At 67.6% G+C, this 26312-nt stretch carries 23 protein-coding genes; 14 read left to right on the top strand and 9 right to left on the bottom strand.

The genetic code is table 11. From position 1 onward, the window contains the following. Window positions 1–11 precede the first annotated feature (11 nt). Window positions 12–407: a TetR/AcrR family transcriptional regulator C-terminal domain-containing protein gene (locus tag IBJ82_RS27440; protein ID WP_370585505.1), complete on the top strand. Its 396-nt coding sequence runs from the start codon at window positions 12–14 to the stop codon at window positions 405–407. Between the two features lie 27 nt (window positions 408–434). On the opposite strand, the gene IBJ82_RS27435 is transcribed toward IBJ82_RS27440, so the two are convergent. Genes IBJ82_RS27435 through IBJ82_RS27425 form a run of 3 tightly spaced genes read right to left on the bottom strand, consistent with a single transcriptional unit; the run spans window position 435 to window position 4490 of the window. Further along, window positions 435–2720 carry a 3'-5' exonuclease gene (locus IBJ82_RS27435; protein WP_194828875.1) on the bottom strand — a complete coding sequence of 762 codons (2286 nt, stop codon included), beginning with the start codon at window positions 2718–2720 and terminating at the stop codon, window positions 435–437. Between the two features lie 44 nt (window positions 2721–2764). Further along, a complete protein-coding gene (locus IBJ82_RS27430) occupies window positions 2765–3100 on the bottom strand; it encodes an antibiotic biosynthesis monooxygenase (RefSeq protein WP_194828874.1) in 336 nt (111 codons plus the stop codon). Window positions 3101–3113: 13 nt separating this feature from the next. Beyond that, the gene (locus IBJ82_RS27425; RefSeq protein WP_228537756.1) at window positions 3114–4490 is read right to left on the bottom strand and encodes a diguanylate cyclase domain-containing protein; all 1377 of its coding nucleotides are present in this window, start codon (window positions 4488–4490) and stop codon (window positions 3114–3116) included. 46 nt (window positions 4491–4536) lie between these two features. Between IBJ82_RS27425 and IBJ82_RS27420 the strand changes: the two genes are divergently transcribed. Continuing rightward, a complete protein-coding gene (locus IBJ82_RS27420; RefSeq protein WP_370585504.1) occupies window positions 4537–5730 on the top strand; it encodes a beta-ketoacyl synthase N-terminal-like domain-containing protein in 1194 nt (397 codons plus the stop codon). A gap of 1 nt (window position 5731) precedes the next feature. Here IBJ82_RS27420 and IBJ82_RS27415 read toward each other — a convergent pair whose 3' ends face one another. Continuing rightward, on the bottom strand, window positions 5732–7555 hold the full coding sequence (locus tag IBJ82_RS27415) for a GAF domain-containing protein (RefSeq protein WP_194828873.1): 1824 nt from the start codon (window positions 7553–7555) through the stop codon (window positions 5732–5734). 139 nt (window positions 7556–7694) lie between these two features. Here IBJ82_RS27415 and IBJ82_RS27410 point away from each other — a divergent pair, with 139 nt between their 5' ends. After that, window positions 7695–8477 (top strand): sigma 54 modulation/S30EA ribosomal C-terminal domain-containing protein, encoded by a 783-nt coding sequence (locus IBJ82_RS27410; protein ID WP_228537755.1) that lies wholly within the window; start codon window positions 7695–7697, stop codon window positions 8475–8477. A gap of 4 nt (window positions 8478–8481) precedes the next feature. On the opposite strand, the gene IBJ82_RS27405 is transcribed toward IBJ82_RS27410, so the two are convergent. Continuing rightward, on the bottom strand, window positions 8482–9114 hold the full coding sequence (locus IBJ82_RS27405) for a response regulator transcription factor (protein ID WP_056824462.1): 633 nt from the start codon (window positions 9112–9114) through the stop codon (window positions 8482–8484). Between the two features lie 329 nt (window positions 9115–9443). On the opposite strand from IBJ82_RS27405, the gene uvrA reads away from it, so the two are divergent. Further along, window positions 9444–12434 (top strand): excinuclease ABC subunit UvrA, encoded by a 2991-nt coding sequence (uvrA, locus tag IBJ82_RS27400; RefSeq protein WP_194828872.1) that lies wholly within the window; start codon window positions 9444–9446, stop codon window positions 12432–12434. A gap of 464 nt (window positions 12435–12898) precedes the next feature. Here uvrA and IBJ82_RS27395 read toward each other — a convergent pair whose 3' ends face one another. After that, window positions 12899–13240, bottom strand: a complete 342-nt coding sequence (locus IBJ82_RS27395; RefSeq protein WP_194828871.1) for a DUF1844 domain-containing protein — start codon at window positions 13238–13240, stop codon at window positions 12899–12901. A 335-nt stretch (window positions 13241–13575) separates the two neighbouring features. On the opposite strand from IBJ82_RS27395, the gene infC reads away from it, so the two are divergent. From infC to IBJ82_RS27375, 4 genes are all read left to right on the top strand, one after another. Continuing rightward, window positions 13576–14307, top strand: coding sequence for a translation initiation factor IF-3 (gene infC / locus IBJ82_RS27390; protein ID WP_194828987.1), 732 nt, complete (start codon window positions 13576–13578; stop codon window positions 14305–14307). 29 nt (window positions 14308–14336) lie between these two features. After that, entirely contained in the window at window positions 14337–14534 is a 198-nt protein-coding gene (gene rpmI, locus IBJ82_RS27385) for a 50S ribosomal protein L35 (protein WP_056824456.1), read from the top strand. Between the two features lie 115 nt (window positions 14535–14649). After that, window positions 14650–15036 carry a 50S ribosomal protein L20 gene (gene rplT, locus IBJ82_RS27380; protein ID WP_019046423.1) on the top strand — a complete coding sequence of 129 codons (387 nt, stop codon included), beginning with the start codon at window positions 14650–14652 and terminating at the stop codon, window positions 15034–15036. Between the two features lie 35 nt (window positions 15037–15071). Beyond that, window positions 15072–15869, top strand: a complete 798-nt coding sequence (locus IBJ82_RS27375) for an RNA methyltransferase (RefSeq protein WP_194828870.1) — start codon at window positions 15072–15074, stop codon at window positions 15867–15869. 3 nt (window positions 15870–15872) lie between these two features. Here the strand turns inward: IBJ82_RS27375 and IBJ82_RS27370 are convergent, their stop codons facing one another. After that, window positions 15873–16361 (bottom strand): MarR family winged helix-turn-helix transcriptional regulator, encoded by a 489-nt coding sequence (locus IBJ82_RS27370; protein WP_370585503.1) that lies wholly within the window; start codon window positions 16359–16361, stop codon window positions 15873–15875. Window positions 16362–16455: 94 nt separating this feature from the next. Here IBJ82_RS27370 and IBJ82_RS27365 point away from each other — a divergent pair, with 94 nt between their 5' ends. Next, complete coding sequence (locus IBJ82_RS27365) at window positions 16456–17322, top strand: NmrA/HSCARG family protein (protein ID WP_194828868.1); 867 nt, start codon at window positions 16456–16458, stop codon at window positions 17320–17322. Between the two features lie 13 nt (window positions 17323–17335). Here the strand turns inward: IBJ82_RS27365 and IBJ82_RS27360 are convergent, their stop codons facing one another. Beyond that, complete coding sequence (locus IBJ82_RS27360) at window positions 17336–17908, bottom strand: TetR/AcrR family transcriptional regulator (protein WP_194828867.1); 573 nt, start codon at window positions 17906–17908, stop codon at window positions 17336–17338. A 101-nt stretch (window positions 17909–18009) separates the two neighbouring features. Here IBJ82_RS27360 and IBJ82_RS27355 point away from each other — a divergent pair, with 101 nt between their 5' ends. Further along, on the top strand, window positions 18010–19443 hold the full coding sequence (locus tag IBJ82_RS27355) for a DHA2 family efflux MFS transporter permease subunit (protein ID WP_228537752.1): 1434 nt from the start codon (window positions 18010–18012) through the stop codon (window positions 19441–19443). On the opposite strand, the gene IBJ82_RS27350 is transcribed toward IBJ82_RS27355, so the two are convergent. Beyond that, window positions 19422–19850, bottom strand: coding sequence for a hypothetical protein (locus tag IBJ82_RS27350; RefSeq protein ID WP_228537751.1), 429 nt, complete (start codon window positions 19848–19850; stop codon window positions 19422–19424). The genes IBJ82_RS27355 and IBJ82_RS27350 overlap by 22 nt on opposite strands. 628 nt (window positions 19851–20478) lie before the next feature. Here IBJ82_RS27350 and pheS point away from each other — a divergent pair. From pheS to IBJ82_RS27330, 4 genes are all read left to right on the top strand, one after another. After that, on the top strand, window positions 20479–21540 hold the full coding sequence (pheS, locus tag IBJ82_RS27345) for a phenylalanine--tRNA ligase subunit alpha (RefSeq protein ID WP_194828984.1): 1062 nt from the start codon (window positions 20479–20481) through the stop codon (window positions 21538–21540). A gap of 19 nt (window positions 21541–21559) precedes the next feature. After that, window positions 21560–24061: a phenylalanine--tRNA ligase subunit beta gene (gene pheT, locus IBJ82_RS27340; protein ID WP_194828866.1), complete on the top strand. Its 2502-nt coding sequence runs from the start codon at window positions 21560–21562 to the stop codon at window positions 24059–24061. A 134-nt stretch (window positions 24062–24195) separates the two neighbouring features. Next, entirely contained in the window at window positions 24196–25551 is a 1356-nt protein-coding gene (locus IBJ82_RS27335) for a TerD family protein (RefSeq protein ID WP_194828983.1), read from the top strand. Then, window positions 25548–26306, top strand: coding sequence for an alpha/beta hydrolase (locus IBJ82_RS27330; RefSeq protein WP_370585502.1), 759 nt, complete (start codon window positions 25548–25550; stop codon window positions 26304–26306). The genes IBJ82_RS27335 and IBJ82_RS27330 overlap by 4 nt, the downstream gene beginning before the upstream one ends. The last annotated feature ends 6 nt before the right edge of the window (window positions 26307–26312 follow it).

The raw sequence follows: 26312 nt of genomic DNA, 5'->3' as shown, positions 1-26312 counted from the left end.
AAGCGTGGCGAGTGCGAATCCTGGTGGCCGCCACCGCGATGCGCGACGCCCTCGCGGCCCACTCCTGGATCGTCGACGTGCTCGCCGACGGCGACCTGCTCGGCCGCTCGGCGCTGTGGTTCCCCGAGACCATCATCGACGCGGCGATCACCGCGGGCCTTCCCCTCGAGCGCGCGGTGGCCGTGTATCGCACCATCTGGCATTACACGGCGGGCGAGCTGATCGTCACCGGCCGAGCGGTGCGGCGCGCCGAGGAAGGGCCGACCTACCGCGCGGAGGTCTTCGCGAACATCGACCCCGAGCAGCTGCCCCGGTTGGCCCAGATCGGTTCCCGCTGGACCGAATTCGACGTCGAGAGCACCTACGCCGCCGGGTTGGAGGCGCTGGTCACCGGTTTGCTCGCGTGACGGCGCTCCGGTCGTCGGCCGCGAGGCCTAGCCCAACGAGGACAGCACCTCGGGAAGCTGCCCGGTGTGCACCACGGCCAGCCGCTGGGTCGCGCGGGTCAGTGCGACATACAGGTCGTTGAGTCCGCGCGGGGACTCGTCCAGGATCGCCCGCGGCTCCACCAGGTACACGCGGTCGAACTCGAGGCCCTTCGCATCGTGCACGGTGAGCACCTGAACGGATTCGCCTGCCAGCGAAGACAATTCGGGCACCAAGGCCGCGGGTGCGAGGACCGCGGAGGTGCCAGGACCGTGCTCGGCTTCGAGTAACCGTGCGACCTCGCCCACGACGTCGGCGGGCAGCACCCGGTAGGCACGTGGGGGATTGCCGGTCTCGCGAACCGAACGCGGCACCTTGGTGCCCGGATCGATCGCGGCGAGCACGTCGGCCGCGACCGCCATGATCTCGGCGGGGGTGCGGTAGTTCACCGTGAGCTCGGTGAGCTTCCAGCGTTGTGCCACATAGGGTTCCAGTACCCGCTGCCACGATGACGCACCCGCCGGATCGCCGGTCTGGGCGACATCGCCGACGACGGTGATCCAGCGATTCGGGATGCGGCGCATCACCATTCGCCACGCCATCTCCGAGAGTTCCTGTGCCTCGTCGACGATTACGTGACCGTAGGTCCAGGTCCGGTCGCCCGCGGCGCGTTCGGCGGTGGTCTGCCGGTTGCCGAATTCCTGGCGCTGAGCCAGCTGGGAGGCGTCGATGAGGTCGTAGGCCATCAGGATCTCGGGATCGAGTTCGTCTTCGATGTCCTGTGGTGCGGAACCGGTGAGGATGTCGAGGGCGTCCTGGGCCTCCTCGATCTGGGCCCGCCATCGGCGACGCGAGCGTTCGCGTTCCTCGGTGTCGTCGACGCCGAGCAGTTCGGCCAGCTCGTCGAGCAACGGGGCGTCGGCCGCGCCGAACATGCCGTCGTCGGAACGCACCAACTCGGCGCGATCCTGCGGGCTCAGCGTCTTGGCCGCGCGGTCGAGCCGGGCCGGGTCGGCGAGTAGATCCGCGAGCACGTCCTGGGGCGACAGCACCGGCCACAGCGCGCTGATCGCGGCCTGTACATGCGGGTCGGCGCGCATCTCGTCGCCGATCTCGCTGAGATCGGCGGAGCTGAGCAGGCTCGTGCCGCCGGACAGATCGGCGCCCATCGTCGCGGCGAGCTGATCGGTGAGCGCGTCGATCACCGACGACGCGAAGATCGGCCTGGCGAGGTTGTGCGGGCGCCGCGAGGAACGGGCCCGCCCGCGCGCCCTGGTCGCGATCTTGCGATCCAGCATCACCGGATAGCCGTCGAAAGCGAGGCGAACCGGCTCCGACGGCACTTCCTGACGATCGCGCACCGCCTGCTTGAGCACCTCGAGCATGTCGAGGGAGCCCTTGATCTCCCCGGCGCGCAGCGAATCCTCGCGCACCGCCTTCACACCCGGATACAGGTCACCGATGGTCGACAGCAGCACACCGGTCTCGCCGAGCGAGGGCAGCACCTGGCCGATGTAGTCGAGGAAGGTGGCGTTCGGGCCGATGATCAGCACGCCGCTCTTGGCCAACTGCTGACGGTAGGTGTAGAGCAGGAACGCCGCGCGATGCAGCGCGACCGCGGTCTTGCCGGTGCCAGGCCCGCCCTGCACCACGAGCACGCTCTTGTGCTCGGAGCGGATGATCGCGTCCTGCTCGCTCTGGATCGTCTCGACGATGTCGTTCATGTGCCCGGTGCGCGCGGCGTTGAGCGCCGCCAACAGCGCACTCTCGCCGCCGACACCGTCGTCGGTGCCGACCACACCGTCGCGTCGGGCGGCATCGAGGTCGAGGTATTCGTCGTTGATCGCGGTCACCGCGCGATTGCGCGAGCGGATGTGCCTGCGGCGGGTGACGTCCTCGGGGTTGGCGGTGGTGGCCAGGTAGAACGGGCGGGCCAGCGGAGCGCGCCAGTCGAGCAGCAGCGGCTCGTAGTCGTTGTCCTCGTCGAGGATGCCGAGCCTGCCGATGTAGCGCGCCTCGTCCTCGGTGCCTTCGAGATCGATCCGGCCGAAGCACAGACCGTGCTCGGCGGCGTCGTATTTGGACAGATCCTCGTTGTAGAGCTGGGTGAACGACTCGCGCTCACTGCGCGCCTGTGGGGTGCCACCGGATTCCAGAAGCACGGTCTTGAGCCGGTTCTGCGCGTACTCGCGCATGGCGTCGAGCCGGTCGTAGAGCACCGAGAGGTACTGCTGCTCCTGTTCGATCTCGCGGTTGTGCGCGGCGGGGGAGACGTCAGCGAGGCGGTCGGGCAAAACAGGACTCCTTTGTCACCGCGTTGAGAACAGAGTTGTCGAGTCTACGTGTCCGCCGGCGTGGCCGCCGCGACCGGGAAGACTTCGTCACCGAGGACCGGTGTGAAGTGTTCGACCACCGGGAAAGGCTCGTAGAAGTGGTGCAACAGCGCACGCCAGCGCTGATATTCCGGCGACTCACGGAATCCCACGGTGTGGTCGGTCAACTGCTCCCACCGCACCAGCAGCAAATAGGCGTCGGGCCGCTCGACACAGCGCGACAACGACAACCCACCGAAACCGGGCATTCCCGCGATGATCGGATATGCCTGCGCGAAGGCCGCCTCGAAATCGGCGGCGGCACCGGGGCGCACGGGTAGCAGCACGTGTTCGACGATCACGCCGACCAGTCTGTCAGGAGGCGTGGGTGTTGTTCGAGCGTCGATTCTGACCGAGACCGAGCTCACGATGTGCCGACGGCTTGTCGCGGTACATCGCCAGGTCGGCGTCGTGCAACACGGCTTCGGGCGTGCGGTTCTCGTGCGGGCCGAGTTCGGTGATGCCGACCGAGGCGCTCACCTCGAGGCGGTGACCGCTGGCGATGATCGGTTCCGACATCGTGACGCGCAGCCGCTCCACCAGCGCGGGTAGGTCGGCGCGCTGCGGATGGCCTGCCAGCAGCACCAGGAATTCGTCGCCGCCGAGGCGCCCGACCAGGTCCTCGCTGCGCAGGGCCTGCTGCAGTCGTTGGGCAACGATCTGCAGCACCGTGTCGCCGATGGCGTGGCCCAGAGTGTCGTTTATCGCCTTGAACCCGTCGAGGTCGATGAACAGCACCGTGGTGACCATGCTGCCGCCCTCGTGTGCCAGCGCCGAGGCCAGCTGCGACAGGATCAGGGAACGATTGGCGAGCCCGGTCAGTGCGTCGTGGGTGGCCTGGAACTCGAGCTGGCGCCTGCTGGCCCGATACGCGGTGATGTCGGAGAACGAGGACACCCCGGAGGAATCCGGACTTTCCGGGTTGAGCAAGCGACAGTTGCACGACACCCACACCTGGTGTCCGTCGGCGCGCTCGACACCGAAGACGAACTGGGTAACCACCTCGCCGGTCGCGAGGGTGTGCGCCATCGGATGCTTGCCCGGCGGCAACGGCTGCCCGGCGCTGTCGAGCATCTTCATCGGCAGATCACCGAAGAGCCGCCCGATGACCTCCTCGGAGTCGGCGATGCCGAATATGCGTTTGCCCGCGGGATTGATCGACTCCAGGCGACCCCGCCGATCGACGACGAGCACGCCTTCCTCGAGCTGGGACACCACGGTCGTGAAATACGCTTCCGCCTGCCGCGCCGACGCCTCGGCCGCCCGCTGTGCGGTGAGGTCGTGCACCACCACCTGGTAGGCCGGTTCGCCCTGCCACACGGTCAGGACCGACACCGTCTGGACCGGGACCGTCCGCCCGTCCACCCGGACCAGGTCCATATCGGCGGGCGGCGATGCCGAACCCTCGGCGGTGAGCTGGTCGATCCGTTCGAGCATGGCCGCGACGGAATCGGGGTGGACGAACACGGTGATCGACAAGCCGAGCACGTCTTCGGCCGAGCGGGCGCCGAGCAGGCGCACCATGGCCGGATTGACATAGACGATCGTCCCGGACTCGTGCACACAGATGGCATCGGGAGTGTGTTCGACCAGCGACCGGTAGCGCTGCGCGAGCTGCTCGGCGCTCGCCGCGTCGGTCCTTCCTTCTCCCACTGCGAAACCCCCGATCTCGGCCTGGTCTGCGAACGGCATACCGGACTAGTCTGGTGATCCTTCATGAAAATCCGCGAGGAGCGATGTGACACCGGACGTGCTCACGGGCGGCATGACCCACCGCACCGATTCTATGTCGCTCGCGGGCATCGGTGTCGTCTCGAGTTACGGGTGGGGTCGCGAACTGCTGTGGCAGGGATTGATGGGGGGAAAACCGGCCGCCCGTTTGTACCCCGGTTACGGGCCCGGACGCGATCAGCATGCCTGGGTCGGGCGGATACCCGACGGTGGTGACGCGGCGCACGGAACCGGCCTGTTCGGGCGAGCCGTCTACGCCGCGGCCACCGAGGCGATCGACGACGCGCAGGCCCGTGGATGGCGCCGCGAAGGCCGCACCGTGGGCCTCATCCACGCGTTCACCCTGGGTGATGTCGCCGACTGGCGCGATTTCTACCGTCGTGACGACGGCCATCGGCGCTCGCGCGACTACCTGCGGATGCTGCCGTCGACACCCATTTCGGTGGTGATGCAGGAATTCGGTTTCCACGGGCCCGCGATGAATGTGTCGGCGGCGTGCAGTTCGGGCAACGTCGCCCTGCTGACGGCGAAGATGTGGCGTGATGCGGGTCTGGTCGATGATGTGTTGTGCGTCACCACCGACCTGTCGGCCACCCCGGACATGCTCGAACATTTCGTCGGACTCGGCGCCGCGATCGCCGATGCCGAACCGTTCACCGCCTGCAGGCCCTTCCAGGAGGGCTCGCTCGGTTTCATCATGGCCGAGGCGTCGGTGGCGCTGCTGCTCACCGACGCGGTCGAGCTGCCCTACGCACGACTGCTCGGCGGCGCGATGACCAACGACGCCTTCCATGTCGTCTCGGTCGATCCCGGCCACGCCCAGATCATCGCCTGCGTTCGGCGCGCACTGGCCGACGCCGGGATCGATGCGGCCGACGTGGCGTACTACAACGCGCACGGCACCGGGACCAGGCAATGCGACGCCGCCGAACGCGACGTGATGACCACCGTCTTCGACGACCGGCCCGTCATCGCCGCGCTCAAACCACTCACCGGGCACAGTCAGGGCGCGTGCGCGGCGATCGAAGTCGCCACGATCGCACTGTCCTATGAGCGTGGCATCGTCGCGTCGGCGCCGATTGTGGCGCCCGCGCACCCGCGACTGCTCAACGGCCCGACCCCGCTGATCGACGGACCGACGGTGAAACTGTCGATGGGAATGGGCGGCAACAACGCCGCCGTGGTCCTGGCCCCCGTCTGACTCAGTCCTCGCCCGTCTCGGGTCCGGCCGCGAGCGCGAACCCGCCGGTCGTCGGCGCGTCCTGGGGCAGCGGCACCGCCCAGCGCAGCTGCGTGCCCGGCATCTCGGGGTGATTGCCGTCGGCGTCGGGGCGCTCGGCCGGACCGATCTCGAAGTTCCCGCCCGCCTCCTGCGCGCGTTGTTCGAGATTGCGCAGCCCGCTGCGGATGACGTGGGCGGGGATGCCCCAGCCGTTGTCGGACACCGTGATCACCAGATCGTCGGCCACCTCGATCACGATGGCGACGGTGTCGGCGCCGGAATGGCGCACCGCGTTGCTCACCGCCTCGCGCACCACCGCCTCGGCGTGGTCGGCCAGCTGCGGATCGAGCACCGACAGCGGGCCCGATACCTGGATCGTCGCGCGCAGGGCGATGTCGGCGGTCTGGCGCCGGATCGCGACCTCGAGGCGCTGCTGCAGGCCCTCACTGTGGCCGGAGCTGCCCGCGTGTAGATCGAAGATGGAGGTGCGGATCTCCTGGACCACTTCTTGCAGATCCATGATCACCGTCGAAAGTCGTTGCCGCACTTCGGGAACCACCGCTTTGGGCATGGTCGCCTGCACGGTGAGGCCGATCGCGAACAGTCGCTGGATCACATGATCGTGCAGGTCGCGCGCGATCCGATCGCGGTCGGCGACGAGGTCGAGTTCGCGCATTCGCTGCTGCGCGTCGGCCAGCCGCACCGCGAGCGCGGCCTGATCGCAGAACGCCGCGGTCAGCTCGAGCATCTCGTCGGAATACGGTGCGAAACCCGGCGGCCGGAACGTCACCAGGACGCCGAGGGTGGCATCGGGTGTGCACAGCGGCAGCACGAGAGCCGGTCCGGCGCCGGGCAATTCGGCCACGGGGAACTCGACGCCGAGCGTCACCTTCGACACATCGTCGAAGCGCAGTGGCGTCCGCCTGCTGAACGCGTCGCCCACCACTGTCCCCGCGATCGGAATGGTCTGCCAGTCCTGGCCCGCATCGGGGCCCGTCCACTGCGTGACCACCAATTCGCTGATTTCGCCGGGCAATTCGTCGGGCACCGGCACCGAGGCGAGGAAGGCCTGATGCGATCCGGTCAGCCCGCGTGCGTGATCGACCACATGGCCCAGCACCCGGTCGGATTCGGTACCGGCCAGGAATTCCGTCGCGATATCGCGGGTGGCCTCGATCCACGCCTGCCTGGTGCGTGCCTGCTCGTAGAGTCGCGCGTTGTCGACCGCGATCCCCGCCGCGGCCGCCAGCGCCAGGACCAGGACTTCGTCTTCCTCGGTGAACGGCTGTCCATCGGATTTCTCGGTCAGATAGAGGCTGCCGAACACTTCGTCCCGAATGCGTACGGGCACACCGAGAAACGTGTGCATCGGCGGATGTCCCGCCGGAAAACCGATCGAGGATTCGTGCTGGGCGAGATCGGCCAGCCGCAGCGGCGCCTTGTGTGCGAACACCGCGCCGAGTACGCCGTGGCCCGCGGGTAATCGGGCGATCCGGTCGCGGATCTGATCCGGCATGCCCTCGTCGATGAACTGCGCGACCTGCTGATCGTGGCCGCGCACCGCCAGCGCGCCGTAGCGGGCGTCGACCAGGTTCATCGCGGTCCGCACGATGGTGCGCAGGGTTTCGTCCAGGTCGAGACCCGCGGTGACCGTGAGCATGGCCTCGACGAGACCGTCCATCCGATCGCGGGAGCCGATCATCACTTCGACCCGATCGGCGACCTCGCCGAGCAGGCTGCGCAACATCTGCCGCGACACCGTCTGGTCAGCCGAATAGCGGCCGCCCCGACCGTCGTTCGCCATCGCAGTACCCCGTCTTCGCAGCTCCTCGAGTGAGTCCATTCGAAGTCTAGTCCGCAATGAGGGGACTTTCGGCCCTTCACTCGCACCGGCGGTAGTGGTGGCATAGGGCACCGGGAATTGGGATCGAGAAGTGGGGCACATGATGAATTCGTTGTCGAGCACCCAGCACTGGACGACCGCCGCGGACCCGGAGCTGGCCGTGACCACGCGCGGCGAAGTGCCGGCCCAGGACGTCACCCGTGCTGTTCGCGCCATCACCCGCGTGATGCGCAGGCATCACCTCGACAGTCCGGCCAGGGTGCGCGTCACCGCGCCGCAGGGCTACGACGAGCCGACTCTGGTGCAGGCCAATATCCGTACCAACGACACCTTCACCCGCGTCCAGGTCACCGGGCCCGGCGGTTTCGCGGTCACCTTCGCCGCCGAACGGCTCGACCGCCAGCTCGCCCGGCGCGCGGGCAAGGAAGCGCGCGGCGCGTGGCCCGATCCGGCCCGTCGCCCGCTGGCCCAGATCACCGAGACGCGGCCGATCATCCGCCGCAAGGACTGTGCCCTGATGACCGGCACGCCGCTGGAAGCCAGCACCGTTCTGGACGCGATGGACTACGACGCCTACCTGTTCACCGACGCCGACACCGGCGAGGACGCCATCGTCACCTGGGCGGACCCGCACGGTGTCGCGCTGGCGAGGCAGCGGCTCACCGCTGCGGCGGACTCGTCGGCCGAGCTGCCACTGACCGCGAGCGCGATGCCGGTGCGGGTGGTTCAGGACGCGGCTCCCATCTTCGCCGAGGACGAGGCCTCCGACGCGTTGTGCGCCGCCGGGCTGCCCTACCTGTTCTTCACCGACAGCCACTCCGGCCGCGGGAACCTGCTCTACCGCCGCTACGACGGGGACCTGACCATCGTCGTCCCGTCCTGAGCCGTCACGGCTCGCGCAGTTTCGTCGCCAGGACGGCGGCCTGGGTGCGGCGCTCCACACCCAGTTTCGCCAGCAGCCGCGACACGTAGTTCTTGACCGTTTTCTCCGCGAGGAACATGCGCGCGGCGATCTGCCGGTTGGTCAGGCCCTCGCCGAGCAGTTCGAGTAGTCGGCGTTCCTGGTCGGTGAGCCCGGCCAGTGGCCCCGATGGTTCGGCGCTGCGGCGCAGCCGGGCGCGCAGCGCGTCGGCGGCCCTGGTATCGAGCAGCGAGTGGCCCGCGCCCACCTGTTTGATGGCGTCGGCCAGTTTCATCCCGTCGATGTTCTTCACCACATAGCCGCTGGCGCCGGCCAGGATGGCGTCGAGCATGGCGTGCTCGTCGGAGAACGAGGTCAGGATCAGGCAGTGCAGGTCGTCGAACTCCGCGAGCAGGTTGCGGCACAGTTCGATGCCGTTGCCGTCGGGTAACCGCACGTCGAGGACCGCGACGTCGGGGCGGGCCTCGCGGATACGCACCATCGCCTCGGCGACGCCGCCTGCCTGACCGATCACAGTGAGTTCTGGATCACCCTCGAGCAGGTCGATCAACCCTCGCCGCACGATCTCGTGGTCGTCGACCAGAAACACCTCGAGCACGCCGGCTCCTTCATCATGTCGAACGATGCCCCCCTGTCGTCAAACATAATCCGCATCGCTGAAATCGTGGGCGTAGAGCCGAAACTCGACGACATCGACCCGACCCCGAGGGGTCCGTCGCGCAGCGGCGGTTCGCGGCCGACCCGTCGAACAGGTGCCGTTGCGTAGGCGACGAAGGAGTAAGCAACCGTGCCTGATCGACGGGACCGGCGGGGCCGCGAACCCGAGCGCACCAGCGCTCCAGCCAAATCTGTCGGACCCCCCGCCTAGCATTGTCGGCGGGGGATTATGTCCGATCGGCGGATGACGATGGAGAAGGGATTCACCAGGTGGCGGAACGCCTCACTGTGCGCGGAGCTCGGGAACACAACCTGAAAGGTGTAGACCTGGATTTGCCGCGCGACAGCCTGATCGTGTTCACCGGTCTGTCCGGTTCCGGGAAGTCGAGCCTGGCGTTCGACACGATCTTCGCCGAGGGGCAGCGCCGCTACGTCGAATCGCTGTCGGCCTACGCGCGACAGTTCCTCGGTCAGATGGACAAGCCGGATGTCGACTTCATCGAGGGCCTCTCGCCCGCGGTGTCGATCGACCAGAAGTCGACCAACCGCAACCCGCGGTCCACGGTCGGCACCATCACCGAGGTCTACGACTACCTGCGCCTGCTCTATGCCCGCGCGGGCACGCCGCACTGCCCGGTGTGTCACGAACTGATCGAAAAGCAGAGCCCACAGCAGATCGTCGACCAGGTGCTCGCCATGGACGACGGCCTCAAGTTCCAGGTGCTCGCGCCGGTGGTGCGCACCCGCAAGGGTGAGTTCGTCGACCTGTTCGACCAGCTCAAGACCCAGGGTTACTCGCGCGTGCGGGTCGACGGTGTGGTGTATCCGCTCACCGATCCGCCGAAGCTGAAGAAGCAGGAGAAGCACGACGTCGAGGTGGTCATCGACCGTCTCTCGGTCAAGGCCGCCTCCAAGCAGCGCCTCACCGACTCGATCGAAACCGCGCTACGGCTGGCCGACGGCATCGTCGTGCTCGATTTCGTCGACCGCGACGAGCACGCGCACGACCGCGAGCGCCGCTTCTCCGAGCGACTGGCCTGCCCCAACGGCCACCCCCTCGACATCGAAGACCTCGAGCCGCGCTCGTTCTCCTTCAACTCGCCCTACGGCGCCTGCCCCGACTGCACCGGCCTCGGCATCCGCAAGGAAGTCGACCCGGAACTCGTGGTGCCCGATCCGGACCTGAGCCTGGCCGACGGCGCGATCGCCCCGTGGTCGCGCGGGCAGACCGCCGAGTACTTCAACCGATTGCTCTCCGGCCTGGCCGAAGCTGTCGGCTTCTCCATGGACACCCCATGGAGCGACCTGCCCGCGAAGGCACGCAAGGCCGTGCTGGAAGGCAGCTCCGACCAGGTGCACGTGGCTTACACCAACCGCTACGGCCGCAAGCGCTCCTACTACGCCGATTTCGAAGGCGTGATGCCGTTCCTGCAGCGGCGCATGGAGAACACCGAGTCCGAGCAGATGAAAGAGCACTACGACGGCTACATGCGCGATGTGGCGTGCCCGGTCTGCAACGGTTCACGGCTGCGCCCGGAGATCCTGGCCGTCACCCTGGCGGCCGACGGCACCGACAAGTCGATCGCCGAGGTCAGCGAGCTGTCCATCGGCGACTGCGCGCACTTCCTGAACTCGCTCACGCTGGGGGAGCGCGAGACCGCGATCGCCGGTCAGGTGCTCAAGGAGATCCAGGCCAGGCTCGGCTTCCTGCTCGACGTCGGCCTGGAATATCTGACGCTCTCGCGCGCCGCCGCGACCCTGTCCGGTGGTGAGGCCCAGCGCATCCGGCTGGCCACCCAGATCGGTTCGGGCCTGGTCGGTGTCCTCTATGTCCTCGACGAGCCCTCCATCGGCCTGCACCAGCGCGACAACCGCAGGCTCATCGAGACGCTGCTGCGCTTGAAGAAGCTGGGCAACACCCTGATCGTCGTCGAGCACGACGAGGACACCATCCGCGCGTCGGACTGGGTGGTCGACATCGGTCCGCTCGCCGGCGAACACGGTGGCCGGGTGGTGCACAGCGGCACGTACGCCGAGCTGCTCGACGTGCCCGAATCCCTCACCGGCGCTTACCTTTCGGGCCGCGAGCAGATCGAGCTGCCGCTGGTGCGCCGAGCGATCGACAAGAAGCGCAGGCTCACCGTCGTGGGCGCCACCGAACACAATCTGCAGAATGTCGACGTGGCGTTCCCGCTGGGTGTGCTCACCGCGGTCACCGGCGTCTCGGGTTCGGGCAAGTCGACCCTGGTCAACGACATCCTGGCCACCGTCCTGGCCAACAAACTCAACGGCGCCCGCCAGGTGCCGGGCAGGCACACCAGGATCAACGGTCTCGACAACCTCGACAAGTTGGTGCAGGTCGACCAGTCGCCGATCGGTCGTACCCCTCGCTCGAATCCGGCCACCTACACCGGCGTCTTCGACAAGATCCGCACCCTGTTCGCCTCCACCACCGAGGCGAAGGTGCGCGGCTATCAACCCGGCCGGTTCTCGTTCAACGTCAAGGGCGGCCGCTGCGAGGCCTGCTCGGGCGACGGCACGCTCAAGATCGAGATGAACTTCCTCCCGGACGTCTACGTCCCCTGTGAGGTCTGCCACGGCGCCCGCTACAACCGGGAAACCCTCGAGGTGCACTACAAGGGCAAGACCATCGCCGAGGTTCTCGACATGCCGATCGACGAGGCCGCCGATTTCTTCGAGGCGATCACCTCGATCCATCGCTACCTCAAGACCCTCGTCGAGGTCGGCCTGGGTTATGTGCGCCTCGGCCAGAGCGCGCCGACCCTGTCCGGCGGTGAGGCCCAGCGCGTGAAACTGGCCGCCGAACTGCAGAAGCGGTCCATGGGGCGCACTGTCTACATCCTCGACGAGCCGACCACGGGGCTGCACTTCGAGGACATCCGCAAGCTGCTCAAGGTGATCAACGGACTGGTCGACAAGGGCAACACGGTGATCGTCATCGAGCACAACCTCGATGTCATCAAGACCGCCGACTGGGTCGTCGACATGGGCCCCGAGGGTGGCTCCGGCGGCGGCACCGTGGTCGCCACCGGCACACCCGAGGACATCGCCGCAGTGTCGGACAGCTACACCGGACAGTTCCTCAAGGAGGTACTGGCCGCGCCCGCACCGAAGAAGCCCGCCGCGAAGAAGGCCGCACCGAAGAAGGCTGCCGAGAAAGCCGCCCCCGCGGCGAAGAAGGCACCGGCGGAGACGGCTGCGGCCAAGCGGTTGGCCCGAAAGGCGGCCGCGCTGCGCTGAACCCGGCTACCTTCCTTTCGAGACATCCCGGAAGGGACTTTCCGAAAGCACCACGAAGTGAAACAGTCGTAGGTAACATTCGCCTCACCGTCCCCGGAATGCCGGGTCGTAGCGGTTTGTCGACGGCTCGATCGTCGTGTAGTTCGAAAGGAACGTCCTCATGGATGAAGCCACCACGGCGCTCATCGCCCAGATTCTCGGTTTCCTCGCCGGCGGGTCATCGTTGGCTTACGAGCCCACCAAGCCGACCGTCTGACCTGGATTCGAAAGGAACGCCTGTAATGGATACCGGAAGCGCGGCCCTGCTCGCCGCACTCGCGAACATGATCTCCTCCGGATCGGCCGTGTCGGTCACCCCCGGTGGCCCCACTCCGACCCCCGTGGTCTGAGACGCGACGTTCGTTCGCAACACAGAAAAGATCCGCCGACGCACTGCGTCGGCGGATCTTTTCGTTGACAGAACTTCAGTGCACCGGGCCGGTGTACTTCTCGCCCGGACCCGTCCCCGGCGCGTCCGGCACCGACGACGCCTCGCGGAACGCGCGCTGCAGCGCCTGCAAGCCCTCGCGGATCGGACCCGCGTGCGGGCCGAGGTACTCCACCGACGCGGTGACCAGTCCGGCCAGCGCGGTGATCACCCGGCGCGCCTCGTCGAGGTCGACGCCCGCACCCGAATCCGGGGTCTCCTCGGCCAGGCCCAGCTTCTCCGCGGCCGAGCTCATCAGCATCACGGCGGCCCGGCTGATCACCTCGACGGCGGGGATGTCGGCCAGGTCGCGCACAGGAGGATCGAGCTCGTCAGTCATGCTGATCAGGCTATAGCGAGCCTGATTCCGGATACTCGCGCCAGGTGCGATTCGGTCATAGCCCAACGCCATGCTAGGCTCTTCGCTGACGACCGCCCCTGGATGTGTCATGCATCCGTGGGGCAGATAAGTGGAGCCCGACTCCCACCGTTACCGGCGAGCAATCGTTCGGATAAACGGTCCCGGTCACCCGCTCATTGTGGTGGGTTTCCCGTGTGCCTGGCACGCGGGGGTCGACAACCGAGCCTGTGAGGGCTTCGGCTGTAGGCGATCGGTCGACATCGGGCCCCGTCGCGGAGAAATACCGCAGCGGGGCTTTCGTGTTGAAACAGGGGTTGCAGTTATTGCGTGCGGTCGTTAAGACGACACCGCTTGACCTAGGAGGCCCCATCAGCACTGAGACCCGCATCAACGATCGCATCCGTGTTCCCGAGGTTCGTCTCATCGGACCCGGCGGCGAACAGGTTGGGATCGTGCGTGTTGAAGATGCACTACGCGTCGCGCTCGAAGCCGACCTCGACCTCGTCGAGGTAGCACCCGATGCCCGTCCGCCGGTCTGCAAGATCATGGACTACGGCAAGTTCAAGTACGAGACCGCGCAGAAGGCGCGCGAGTCCCGTAAGAACCAGGTCCAGACCGTGATCAAGGAGCAGAAGCTCCGTCCGAAGATCGACGACCACGACTACGAGACCAAGAAGCGCAACGTTGTTCGCTTCCTCGAAGCCGGGTCCAAGGTCAAGGTCACGATCATGTTCCGCGGTCGTGAGCAGTCGCGTCCCGAACTCGGCTTCCGGTTGCTCCAGCGTCTGGGCTCCGACGTGGCCGAACTCGGGTTCGTCGAGACCTCGGCCAAGCAGGACGGCCGCAACATGACCATGGTCCTCGCTCCCCACAAGGGCGCGAAGACGCGGGTGAAGGCCCAGCAGGACTCCTCGGCGCCGGCGGCGACACGTCAGCCGCTGCCGACCGGTCCCGCCAGTGCCGAACCGGCCGCGCTGGTCGAGACGGCCGCACCGGTCGAGCAGGCCGCGCCTGCCGAGCAGGCTGCGCCGGCCGACCCGCAGTAAACGATTTCAACGACTAGATAGAGGAATCCATGCCGAAGAACAAGACCCACAGCGGCGCCAAGAAGCGATTCAAGGTGACCGGCCGGGGCAAGCTGCTTCGCGAGCAGGCGAACCGTCGCCACCTCCTGGAGCACAAGTCCTCTCGCCGGACTCGTCGTCTGGAAGGCACGGAGTCCGTCGCTTCCGTCGACGTCCCCCGCGTGAAGCGGCTGCTCGGTCTCGCCTGACCTTCGGGTCAGCTGGACCGTCGCAACCCGACGATTCCGCGGCCGGGACAACCGGACGCCGACAACTACCGAATTCGGGCGCCGCCGCGCCCCCAGATGATCAAGGACTACCAAAGTGGCACGCGTCAAAAGGGCCGTCAACGCTCAGAAGAAGCGCCGTTCCATCCTCGAGGCCTCCAAGGGCTACCGGGGCCAGCGTTCGCGCCTGTACCGCAAGGCCAAGGAACAGCAGCTCCACTCGCTGACCTACGCCTACCGTGACCGCAAGGCGCGCAAGGGTGACTTCCGCAAGCTGTGGATTGCTCGTATCAACGCCGCCGCGCGTCTGAACGACATCACCTACAACCGCTTCATCCAGGGCCTCAAGGCCGCTGGTGTCGAGGTGGACCGCAAGATCCTCGCCGAGCTCGCGGTCTCCGACGCCGAGGCCTTCGCCGGCCTGGTGGCTGTCGCCAAGGCCGCACTGCCGGCCGACGTCAACGCTCCGGCCACCGCTGCCTGAGCTTGACAACACATAGCGATCCGTCGGAACGACCCGTGGACGCGCTCTCCGAGCGCAACCCGCGGGTCGTTTCCGCTGTCAAGCTCCAGCGCGCGGCCCAGCGCCGCAAGTCCGGCCTGTTCCTCGCCGAGGGCGCCAACGCCGTGTTCGCCGCCCTGGAGACCGGTCGCGTCCGGGAGATCTTCTATTCACTCGCGGCCGCCGGTCGTGAGAACGCGCTGATCGCCGGTGCCGCCGCCGACGGCGTTCGCACCACCCTGGTCAGCGATCGTGCCGCCGAACATCTCGGCGAAACCGTCACCGCGCCCGGCCTTGTCGCGGTGTGCGAACTCATCGACGTGCCGCTCGGCGAGATCCTCGACCGTGGCCCGCGCATGCTCGCCGTCCCTGTCGAGATCGCCGAACCCGGCAACGCCGGCACCCTGATCCGGGTCGCCGATGCCGTCGGCGCCGACGGCGTGGTGCTGGCGGGCGAGACCGTCGACCCGCACAACGGCAAATGCGTGCGCGCCAGCGCGGGCAGCCTGTTCCACGTCCCCGTGTCCCGCAGCCGCGATATCACCGCGACGCTCGACGCGATCTCCGCCGCGGGCGTGACGATCCTCGCGACCGCCGCCACCGGCGAGGTCGACCTCGACGCCGCCGACGACATCCTCAGCGGACCGGTTGCCTGGCTCTTCGGCAACGAGGCCCACGGCCTCGACCCCGCCGTCGCCGCCCGCGCCGATCACCGCATCCGCATTCCCATCCACGGCCGCGCCGAGAGCCTGAATCTGGCTGCGGCAGCGGCTATCTGCCTCTACGCGAGCGCCCGCGTCCAGCACGCGAAGTAGTACTCACGACGGTGCGCTCCGGCCCCGGAGTCGTTCGATCTGGGTGTGGCTGAGCTGTTCGGCCTTGCGCATGTGCTCGGTGATCACCGAGAGCTCGTCCTCGGTGTGGGTATCGAGTAGCGCTTGCCAGCCTTCCCCGAGGTCGTCCCACACGGCGGTGACGCGGGCGACGCGCTCGGGCACGGGGGAGACAAGGACTCGGCGGCGGTCCTCGGCGTCGGGTTCGCGCAGCACATAGCCGTCGCGTTCGAGTCGATCGACCAAGCGGGTGGCGGAGCCGGTGGTGAGTCCGGTCATGTCGGCGATCTGTTTGACGGTGAGTGGCTGCGGCTCCGCGGTGAGCAGACTCAGGCATTGCAGATCGGTGGGGTGTAGGCCCAGATGGTCGGCGACAGCCTGGTTGAACAGGACATACGAGGCCATGTACTGCCGCGAAACACGCGACAGCTCCGCGTAGCGGGCACGTCGACTCTGCTCTGTAATCCGGATCACCCTCTTAATTAGCTGCGCGACGCAGTTAAACCGGTTAGATTGCCGCATGACGCAGTTAATGCGTCACACAGCAAATTATACCGGAGGAAACATCGTGCTCACCATCGCCGTCACCGGCGCCACCGGCGCGCAAGGCGGAGCGACCGCTCGCGCCCTGCTCGCCATGGGTCATCGCGTCCGCGCGCTCACCCGATTTCCCGAAGGCCCTGCCGCCGTAGCGCTCGGCGACCTCGGCGCCGAGGTCAACTACGCGGATTTCGACCACCGCGACTCTCTCGACGTCGCGCTGGCGGGCGTCGATTCCCTGTTCGCCGTGACCACGCCGTTCGGTACCGACACCACGGTCGAAACCCGCCACGGCATCACCCTGGTCGACGCCGCCGTCGCCGCGCGTGTCGGCCACATCGTCTTCACCTCCGCCGCTCATGCCGACCGTGCCACCGGAATCCCGCACTACGACAGCAAATTCGCGATCGAAGAGCATCTACGGGCAAGCGGCGTCCCGTGGACCGTCATCGCGCCCGCCGCCTTCATGGACAACTACGCCACCGGCTGGACCCTCGACGGACTCCGTGACGGCACCTTCGCCTGGCCGATGCCCGCCGACCAGCCGCTCACCCTCATCTGCGCCGAGGACATCGGCGCCTTCGCCGCACTCACGCTCGACCGTCGCGCGGAATTCGCGGACCGCCGCATCGACCTCGCCGCCGACGAACTCACCCCGGCCCGCCTGGCTGCCGCGCTGGCCGTTGCCATCGATCGCCCCATCGCGCACCACGAAGTCCCACTCTTTGTCGTTCGCCGCCACTCCGAAGATCTGGCCGCCATGTTCGAATACTTCGCCACTGTCGGACTCGATGTCGACGTCACCGGCCTGCGCCGGGATTACCCCGACGTCGCCTGGCACTCGTTTGCCGACTGGGCGGGCGCGCAGAACTGGCCCGCCCTCCTCGCGCACTGACCGGTCGCGGACTTCAGCACTCGGGTGTGGTGGCGCTGCGTAAGTCGGTGAGGATCTCGGTAGCCCAGGGCAGTGCAATCGCATTGCTGCCCGCGACCTGCATCGCGGTCATGATGGTCAGCAGCATGCCGGTGGCGACGAAGCGCCGCGATTCCGCCGCGTCGGCGCCGGTGAGTTCGCCGATCAGGCGGTACATACGCCCGAACCGCTCGCGCATGTGGTCGCCGATCGCCGGGTCCGCGCTGGCGGCGGCGCCGTGGAGCAGGACAAGGGGGAGTTCGCGTTCGGCCAGGAACACGTCGAAGCCGTGGCCGAGGGCGCGCAGTGCCTCCGGGGTGTCGGCGCCGGGGGCGATCTCGGCGTCGCGGAAGACCTGTTCGATGCGGGCGCAGACCTCGAGTAGGCAGGCGAGGAACAGCTGCTGCTTGGTGCCGAACAGTCGGATCACGTAGGGCTGCGAAACTCCAGCGAGCCGGGCGATCTCATCGGTCTTCGTTGCGGCATAACCGGATTCGGCAAAGGCTTGGATCGCGGCTTCGAGGACTTGCGCGCTGCGTTCGGACGCGGTCATCCGGGTTCGCGTCATGACGTCACTGCCTCCTCGATCGTCTGCCTCTTGACATGTTATCAGCCGATGCATAACCATGAGGGGCATAGTTATCAGTCAATAACAACTAAGGGTGCGGCATGACGCAAACACTCGAATCCGGCGACGCGCGAGCGGCCGAAGCGCCTGGGAATTCCGGGGCGAAGACCAAACCGCTCGGCGCGGTCATCGCCGCTGTGGGCATTCCGATGTTCATGGTCACGCTGGACAACCTCGTCGTGACGAACGCCCTGCCGGTGATCAAAGCGGAACTCGGAGCCTCGCTTTCGGACCTGCAATGGTTCATCAACGCCTACACACTGTCGTTTGCCGCGCTGCTGCTCTCGGCCTCTGCGCTGGGTGACCGGATCGGCCGTCGCCGTGTGTTCCTGGCGGGCATCGCCATCTTCGTCGTTGCCTCGGCGGCCTGTGCGCTGGCCACCGAACCGTGGATGCTGATCGCGGCCCGTGCGGTGCAGGGCGTCGGTGGTGCGGCCGTGATGCCGTTGTCGCTCACCTTGCTCGCCGCCGCGGTGCCCGCGACGATGCGCAGCGCCGCGATCGGCATCTGGGGCGGCATCGCCGGTCTGGGTGTCGCGGTCGGGCCGGTCGTCGGTGGTGCGGTGGTCGACGGCCTGAACTGGCAGTGGATCTTCTGGCTCAATGTCCCGATCGGCCTGCTGGCGCTGCCGTTCGCCGCGCGTATGCTCTCCGAATCACGGGGCGCCGCAAGGAAACTCGACTACCTGGGCGTGCTGCTCTCGGCCGGTGGCGTGCTCGCGCTCGTGTGGGGTGTCATCCACGGTGCCGAAGACGGCTGGACCGCACCCCAGGTCCTCACCGCCCTGATCGGCGGCGCCGCGCTGCTGGTCGCGTTCGTCGTCTGGGAAACCTACGTCACCGACCCGATGCTCCCGCTGCGTATATTCAGATCCCGCGGCCTGAGCCTGAGCTTCATCGTGTCCTTCGGCTTCTCGTCCGGCGTCTTCGGTTCGATCTTCCTGCTCGCTCAGTTCTTCCAGGTGGTGCAGGGCTACTCGCCGCTGGAATCGGGCATCCGCACGATGCCGTGGACGATGGTCCCGATGGTCGTCGCGCCACTGGCCGGCCTGATCGTCGACCGCGTCGGCGCCCGCACGCTCATCGCGATCGGCCAACTCTGCCTGGCGGTGTCCCTCGCCTGGATGGCGATGATCACCACCGCCGATGTTCCCTACCTCGCCTTCGTCGCCCCCTTCGTCCTCGGCGGCATCGGCATGGGTCTCACCTTCGCCCCCTCGTCCACCATCGTCATGGCCAGCGCTTCCCCTGCCGACCAGGGCATGGCATCGGGCATCAGCAGCACCGTCCGCGAAGTGGGCGTGGCCATGGGCATCGCCGTCCTGGCCTCGGTGTTCGCCTCCTTCGGCTCCTACACCGATCCCCAGTCCTACGTCGACGGCTTGGTTCCCGCGGTGTGGGTCGGCGCCGCTCTAGTCGCCTTTGCCGCGGTGGTAGCAGTTTTCCTTCCGCGTCACAGCAAGCCTGCGGAATAGCCACCGACCGCAGTCGGCTGCCCCGGCCGGCTGCGGTTCGGCTGAACGACCACCTGTTGGGCATCGTCATAGATGACGGTTCCCGGCGCTTCGGACTCCCGCCGCTCCCACTCGATTCCGTGGGCGTCGAGAATCGCGAGATAGCCGCCGACGCGCTCGATCATCGACACCGCGCTCGACTTGAACCACGAGGCCGCCCCCGGATGCAGGTCGCGGTCGTACACGCGCGGATCCACATCGCTCGGATTCGTCAGATTCTCACTGAACCAATCATTGCCCGAGCGCCGAAACCGCACCTCCTCGACGCTCAACTGCCCTTCCATCCACAACCCGTTCACCAGCCCGAACACACCCGGATAGCGACCGTGCCGATCGGGCTGAGCAGCTTGGAACCGAACATAGGACAAACCGGCAGGCGATCCGCCCCGACGGTCGCCGATCCCCGTCACCCGACACCGTCCGGGTGCTGCCCCTGCTCCGGGGCGGCCTCGCGCCGTTCGGGACGACGCGCACACAAATTGTCCGCGCGCGGAGACGAATGTCGCACCGCGGGTCGTATCCCGAAGCCACACAACGCGAGACCGCTCCCAGGAGTGGTGAGCCGGGCGCGCCGCCCCCGCGGAGGCGTTGGATCGCAGGTCTGTTCAGCCATCGAGTCGTCCTGTTCTCGAGTCGAACACGCTGGTGTGTTTGATCATTTGGACGCGCCCCGACCCCATTCGGTTCCCTCGAATTCCGATCGCTTTCCGATTGCCCTGAGAAACAGGTCGGAGCCGGCCGGCGACATACTGTGGTCGAGGGGCTCCGTGCGTCGGTTCGGCGGCGGGGCGGTCGGGTCTCAGAGCTCCAGTCGGTCGATCATCGTCCTGACCTGGACTGGTCGGTCCTCACTCGGACCCGTGGACCAGCGGCGATCGGCTCGCGAGTAATCCGGATGAATCGCGCGAACCCCATCCCATAGGATTTACGCAGCACCGATGCGGGATGGCAATGACGCGCCCGCGAACCGATCCCCAGGGGAGAGTCGAGAAGATCGTGGCCGACGACAACAGTGGAGTCGAGCAAAACGCCTCTTTGACCGAGGAGGCACTCGCGGCAGCGGCGGCGGAGGCCGAGAAGGCGTTTGCCGCGGCGGCTGACCTGGATGCGCTGGCGGTCGCCAAGACCGACTTCATCGGCGGCAAGTCGCCGATCGCGCTCGCGCAGCGTGGGCTGGGCAGTGTGCCCAAGGAGGAGAAGGCCGAGGCCGGTAAGCGGGTCAACGTCGCGCGTAAGCGGGTGTCGGACGCGTTCGAGGCGCGCCGTACCGCGCTCTTGGCAGAGCGCGATCAGGCGGTGCTCATCTCCGAGAGGATCGACGTCACGCTGCCCGCCCGTCGTCAGCCCGTCGGCGCCCGGCACCCGATCACCGTCATCTCCGAGCAGATCGCCGACTTCTTCGTCGGGATGGGCTGGGAGGTCGCCGAGGGTCCCGAGGTGGAGACCGAGCACTTCAACTTCGACGCGCTGAACTTCCTGCCCGATCACCCGGCGCGCACCATGCAGGACACCTTCCATATCGCCCCGGAGGGTTCGCGCCAGGTGCTGCGCACGCACACCTCCCCGGTACAGGTGCGGTCCATGCTCGAGCGTGAGGTGCCGATCTATGTCGCGTGCCCCGGTCGCACCTTCCGCACCGACGAGCTCGACGCCACCCACACCCCGGTGTTCTCCCAGGTGGAGGGTCTGGCGATCGACAAGGGCCTGACCATGGCTCACCTGCGCGGTGTGCTCGACGCGTTCGCGCGCGCCATGTTCGGTCCCGAGACGCGCACTCGCATGCGTCCCAACTACTTCCCCTTCACCGAGCCGTCGGCCGAGGTCGACGTGTGGTTCCCGAACAAGAAGGGCGGCGCGGGCTGGATCGAGTGGGGCGGCTGCGGCATGGTCAACCCGAAGGTCCTCATCGCCAGCGGCATCGATCCCGAGGTGTATTCCGGGTTCGCGTTCGGCATGGGCATGGAGCGAACTCTGCAGTTCCAGACGACCATCGCCGACATGCGCGACATCGTCGAGGGTGACGTGCGGTTCACCCTGCCCTTCGGTATCCGGTCTTAGAGAGAGAGCGAAACGTCAAGTGCGAGTAGCACAGTCCTGGCTGACCGAGATCCTGCAGCGCACCACCCCCGAGTGGTCGGTGTCGGCGGAAGAGCTCGACGCGGGCTTCGTCCGGGTGGGTTTGGAAGTCGAAGAGGTCGACAAGCTCGAGCCGATCGGCGGTGACATCGACAAGCCGCTGGTCGTCGGTCGCGTCGCCGAGATCACCGAGCTCACCGAGTTCAAGAAGCCGATCCGCTTCTGCAAGGTCGATGTCGGCAACCCCGAGTTGCAGGAAATCGTCTGTGGCGCACGCAATTTCGCGGTCGGCGACCTCGTCGTGGTCGTGCTGCCCGGTGGTGAGCTGCCCGGCGGGTTCAAGATCTCCTCGCGCAAGACCTACGGCCACACCTCCAACGGCATGATCTGCTCGGTCGCCGAACTCGGCATCGGCAAGGATCACGACGGCATCCTGGTGCTCGAGCCAGGTTCCGCGCAGCCGGGTGACGACGCGAACGTGCTGCTCGGCACCGATGACACCATCATCGAACTCAACATCACTCCCGATCGCGGCTACTGCTTCTCGGTGCGCGGCCTGGCCCGCGAACTGGCCTGCGGCTTCGACCTCGAATACGCCGACCCCGCCGTGCGCACGCTGCCCGAGGCCGAAGCGCTCGCCTGGGCGGTGCGCCTGGACGACGATTCGGACTGCACCCGCTTCGGCGCGCGCCGCGTCACCGGGATCGACCCGAACGCGGTGAGCCCGCTGTGGTTGCAGCGCAGGCTGATGCTGTCGGGCATGCGCCCGATCTCCCCGGCGGTCGACGTCACCAACTATGTGATGCTCGAGCTCGGTCAGCCGCTGCACGCCTTCGACGCGGCGAAGCTGCACGGCGGCTTGGTCGTTCGCTCGGCACACAAGGGCGAGACCCTGCGCACTCTCGACGACACCGAGCGCACCCTCGACGCCGAGGACGTGGTGATCGCCGATGATTCCGGCGTCATCTCCCTCGCCGGTGTCATGGGTGGTGCGAGCACCGAGGTCGGGTCCGAGACCACCGATGTGGTCCTGGAAGCCGCCGTCTGGAACCCGCTGCGGGTGTACCGGACCTCGCGCCGTCACAAGCTCTCCTCGGAGGCGGGCAAGCGCTACGAACGGGTCGTCGATCCCGAGATCAATATCGCCGCGCTCGACCGCGCCGCGACCCTGCTCGCCGACATCACCGGCGGCACCATCGAATCCGCGCTCACCGACATCCGGGTGCCCCTGGAGCCGGTCGCGCCGATCGCGATGGACATCGACCTGCCCGACCGCGTCGCCGGCGTCACCTACCCGGCGGGCACCTCCGTGCGCAGGCTCGCCCAGATCGGCGCGGGCGTCGAGATCGAGGTCAACGACGCGGGCAAGACCCAACTGCTGGTGACCCCGCCGAGCTGGCGCCCCGACCTCGCTCAGCCCGCCGACCTGGTCGAAGAGGTCCTGCGGCTGGAAGGGCTCGAGCAGATCCCGTCCATCCTGCCGACCGCACCCGGCGGCCGCGGTCTGACCGCGCAGCAGCAGCGTCGCCGCGCGGTGAGCCGGGCGCTGGCGTTCGCCGGCGCCGTCGAGGTGCCGCCGCCCGCCTTCCTGCCTGGTGGGGTGTTCGAGGTGTGGGGTCTGGACGCCGACGACCCGCGTCGCAACACCACCCGCGTGCTGAACCCCCTCGACAGCGACCGCCCCGAGCTGGCGACCACGTTGCTGCCGGGGCTGCTGGAAGTGGCCATCCGCAATATCTCCCGCGGTGCGCGCGACCTGACCATCTACGGCATCGCCCAGGTGGTGCGACCCGGCGCGCAGACCCACTCGGTCGAAGCGCTGCCGGTGGATCGTCGTCCCACCGACGAACAGATCGCCGAGCTCAAGGCTTCGCTGCCCGCCCAGCCGGTGCATGTGGCCGCGGTACTCAGCGGCAAGCACGACCCGCGTGGGCCGTGGGGGCCGGGCCGTGCGGCCGAGGCCGCCGACACCTTCGCCCTGGTCGATGACATCGCCGACGCGGCCGGAATCGTCATCGAACGCCGATCCGCCAACTACCTGCCGTGGCATCCCGGCCGCTGCGCCGAACTGCTCGTCGACGGTGTAGTCGTCGGTCACGCGGGCGAACTGCATCCGGCCGTCCTGGAGCGCGCCGGTCTGCCGCCGCGCACCTGCGCGCTGGAAGTCGATCTCGACGCCCTGCCGCTGAACGAGTCCCTGCCCGCTCCGACGATCTCGGCCTTCCCCGCCGTCCTGCAGGACGTGTCGATCAGCGTCGAGAAGACCGTGCCCGCCGCGCAGGTGGAAACCGCGCTCCGCACCGGCGGTGGCGACCTCCTGGAAAGCATCACCCTGTTCGACGTCTACGAAGGCGCCCAGGCAGGCGAGGGCCGCAAATCCCTCACCTACGCCCTGCGCTTCCGTGCCCCCGACCGCACCCTCACCGAAGACGAGGCGAGCGCCGCTCGCGACGCCGCCGTCGCCTCGGCCACCACCGCGGTCGGCGCCGAACTGCGCGGCTGATCCGCGCTCGACACCACCCGAAGGCCGTCCGGTTCCACCGGGCGGCCTTCGTCGTGGGTGCTAGTCCCTCGCGCCCGGAATGCGGGGGAGTAGGGGCGACGGGTCGGGCGCGGGATAGGTTGGGCGGTGTGTCGATGATGAAAGGCGCCAATGTTGCGGTGCCTGCCTCCGCGGTCCGCGTCGAATTGGGTTGGCAGTCGGGGCAGGGCGTGCCCGATGCCGATGCCTCCGCGTTGTTGCTTGCCGGGGCGAAGGTGCGCTCCGATGACGACTTCGTGTTCTACAACCAGGCCGTGCATCCTTCGGGGGCCGTTCGGTACGAAGGAAAACAGCAGGGGCAAACCGTTGTCGACGCCCTGTCGGTGAACCTCGCGCAGGTCGAGCCGCAGATCGAGACGATCGTGCTCGCCGCCTCCGCCGACGGGGGAACGTTCGGGCAGTTCCGCGGGCTCTACATCCGGGTGATCGATGCCGCGAACGGTGCCGAGGTCGCGCGCTTCGACAGCACCGGGGCGACCACCGAAACCGCCTTTGTGCTCGGTGAGCTGTACCGACGCCAGGGTGCGTGGAAATTCCGTGCGGTCGGTCAGGGGTATGACAGCGGATTGGCCGGGCTCGCTACCGATTTCGGCATCTCCGTCGACGACGCGGCCCCGCAGCAGCCGGCACCGCCGCCGCCCCCTGGCCTGCCGGTCGCCCAGCCGCACCAGCAGCAAGCGGTCCCGACCCCGCCGACTCCGCCGTTCATTCCCGCGCCCCCGCCGAATCGTCCGCAGCAGCCCACACCCCAACCGCCGCAGCCGTTCAACCCCGCCGCCCAACAGAACCCCCCATTCGCCCAGCCCGCGACACCTCCGGTGAACCTGGCGAAAGTTTCCCTCACCAAGGAAGCTCCCAGCGTCTCCCTGACCAAACACGGTGCCACCGGCGGCGTCATGCGCGTGAACCTCAACTGGACCTCGATGGCCGCCACCGGCCGTCTCTTCGGCAAACTCCGCGGCAAGAACATCGACCTCGACCTGTGCTGCTTCTTCGAACTGGTCAACGGCGCCATCGGTTCCGTGCGAGCGCTCGACCGACGATTCGGCGCCCTCTACGAACCGCCGTTCATCCACCTCGACCAGGACGACCGCACCGGCGCCAGCATCACCGGTGAGAACCTGTCGGTGAACCTCGACTCCACCCAGTTCATCCGCCGCATCCTCGTGTTCGCCTCGATCTACGACGGTGCCAGCGATTTCCGCAATGTGCACGCCACCGTCACTCTGAACACGGTGAATTCCGCGCCCATCGAGATGACGCTCGACGGCTGTACCGACAACTCCCGCGACGCGGTGCTGTTCGTGCTGGAGAACGTCAACGGCGAGTTCGTGGTTCGTCGCGAAGGTGCCTTTGTCCGACCGCCCGCCGGTCAACCGGGTGGTGGCGTCGTGGAGATCGCCCGCCTCTACAACTGGGACTTCGGCTTCCAGGCTGGTCGCGGCAAGTGATCCGCCACCCCGCGACACGCGTCCTCAACGCGCTGGTCTACCACCCCGAAAAACACCTCGCCCAGACCCCGGCGGCACTGGGTCTGGACTACCGCGATCTGACCATGCGCACCGCCGACGGCATCGAGGTGCACGGCTGGTTCGTGCGCGCCGAGCGCCCACGCGGCCACATTCTCTACGCGCACGGCAACGCGGGCACCATCGGCGACCGTGTCTCGATCATCGCGCTGCTGGTCGAAGCCGGTTTCGACGTCCTGGCGTTCGACTATCGCGGCTTCGGCCGCAGCGCGGGCACCCCGAGCGAACAGGGCACCTACCTCGACGCCAGAGCCGCCCGTCGAGCCTTGCTCGACCAACCGGAAGTCGATCCCGATCGGGTCTACTACCTGGGCAAGTCCCTCGGCGGCGGGGTACTGCTCGAACTGGCGGGCGAGTATCCACCCGCGGGCATGATCCTCGTGTCGACGTTCAGCGGCATGCGCGCCGCCGCGCGCTCGGTCTACCCGTTCCTGCCCGCCCCGCTGATCCCGAACGCGTACCCGAGCCTGCGACACATCGCGAACCTACGCGTCCCGGTGCTGATGATGCACGGCGACCGCGACGAACTCCTGCCACTGCGCCACGCCGAACGCCTGTACGCGGCGGCGCGGGACCCGAAACAGCTGATCGTGGTCCCCGGCGCGGGCCACAACGATGTGATCGACACCCTCGGCGCCGAGTGGGCGAAGATCATCGCCGACTGGGCAGCGCGATAACGCTGG

The organism is Nocardia sp. XZ_19_231, from assembly GCF_015355705.1.
GTDB classification, from domain to species: Bacteria; Actinomycetota; Actinomycetes; order Mycobacteriales; family Mycobacteriaceae; genus Nocardia; species Nocardia salmonicida.
Note: the sequence above shows the minus strand (reverse complement) of the source record. Positions and strands in the feature narration are given on the sequence as shown.

Bases quoted from the DNA above. Each gene is read 5' to 3' on its own strand.
- IBJ82_RS27425 (WP_228537756.1), bottom strand. From the start codon at position 4,490: ATGCCGTTCGCAGACCAGGCCGAGATCGGGGGTTTCGCAGTGGGAGAA.
- IBJ82_RS27415 (WP_194828873.1), bottom strand. From the start codon at position 7,555: ATGGCGAACGACGGTCGGGGCGGCCGCTATTCGGCTGACCAGACGGTG.
- IBJ82_RS27410 (WP_228537755.1), top strand. From the start codon at position 7,695: ATGATGAATTCGTTGTCGAGCACCCAGCACTGGACGACCGCCGCGGAC.
- IBJ82_RS27395 (WP_194828871.1), bottom strand. From the start codon at position 13,240: ATGACTGACGAGCTCGATCCTCCTGTGCGCGACCTGGCCGACATCCCC.
- rpmI (WP_056824456.1), top strand. From the start codon at position 14,337: ATGCCGAAGAACAAGACCCACAGCGGCGCCAAGAAGCGATTCAAGGTG.
- IBJ82_RS27360 (WP_194828867.1), bottom strand. From the start codon at position 17,908: ATGACGCGAACCCGGATGACCGCGTCCGAACGCAGCGCGCAAGTCCTC.
- IBJ82_RS27355 (WP_228537752.1), top strand. From the start codon at position 18,010: ATGACGCAAACACTCGAATCCGGCGACGCGCGAGCGGCCGAAGCGCCT.
- IBJ82_RS27335 (WP_194828983.1), top strand. From the start codon at position 24,196: ATGATGAAAGGCGCCAATGTTGCGGTGCCTGCCTCCGCGGTCCGCGTC.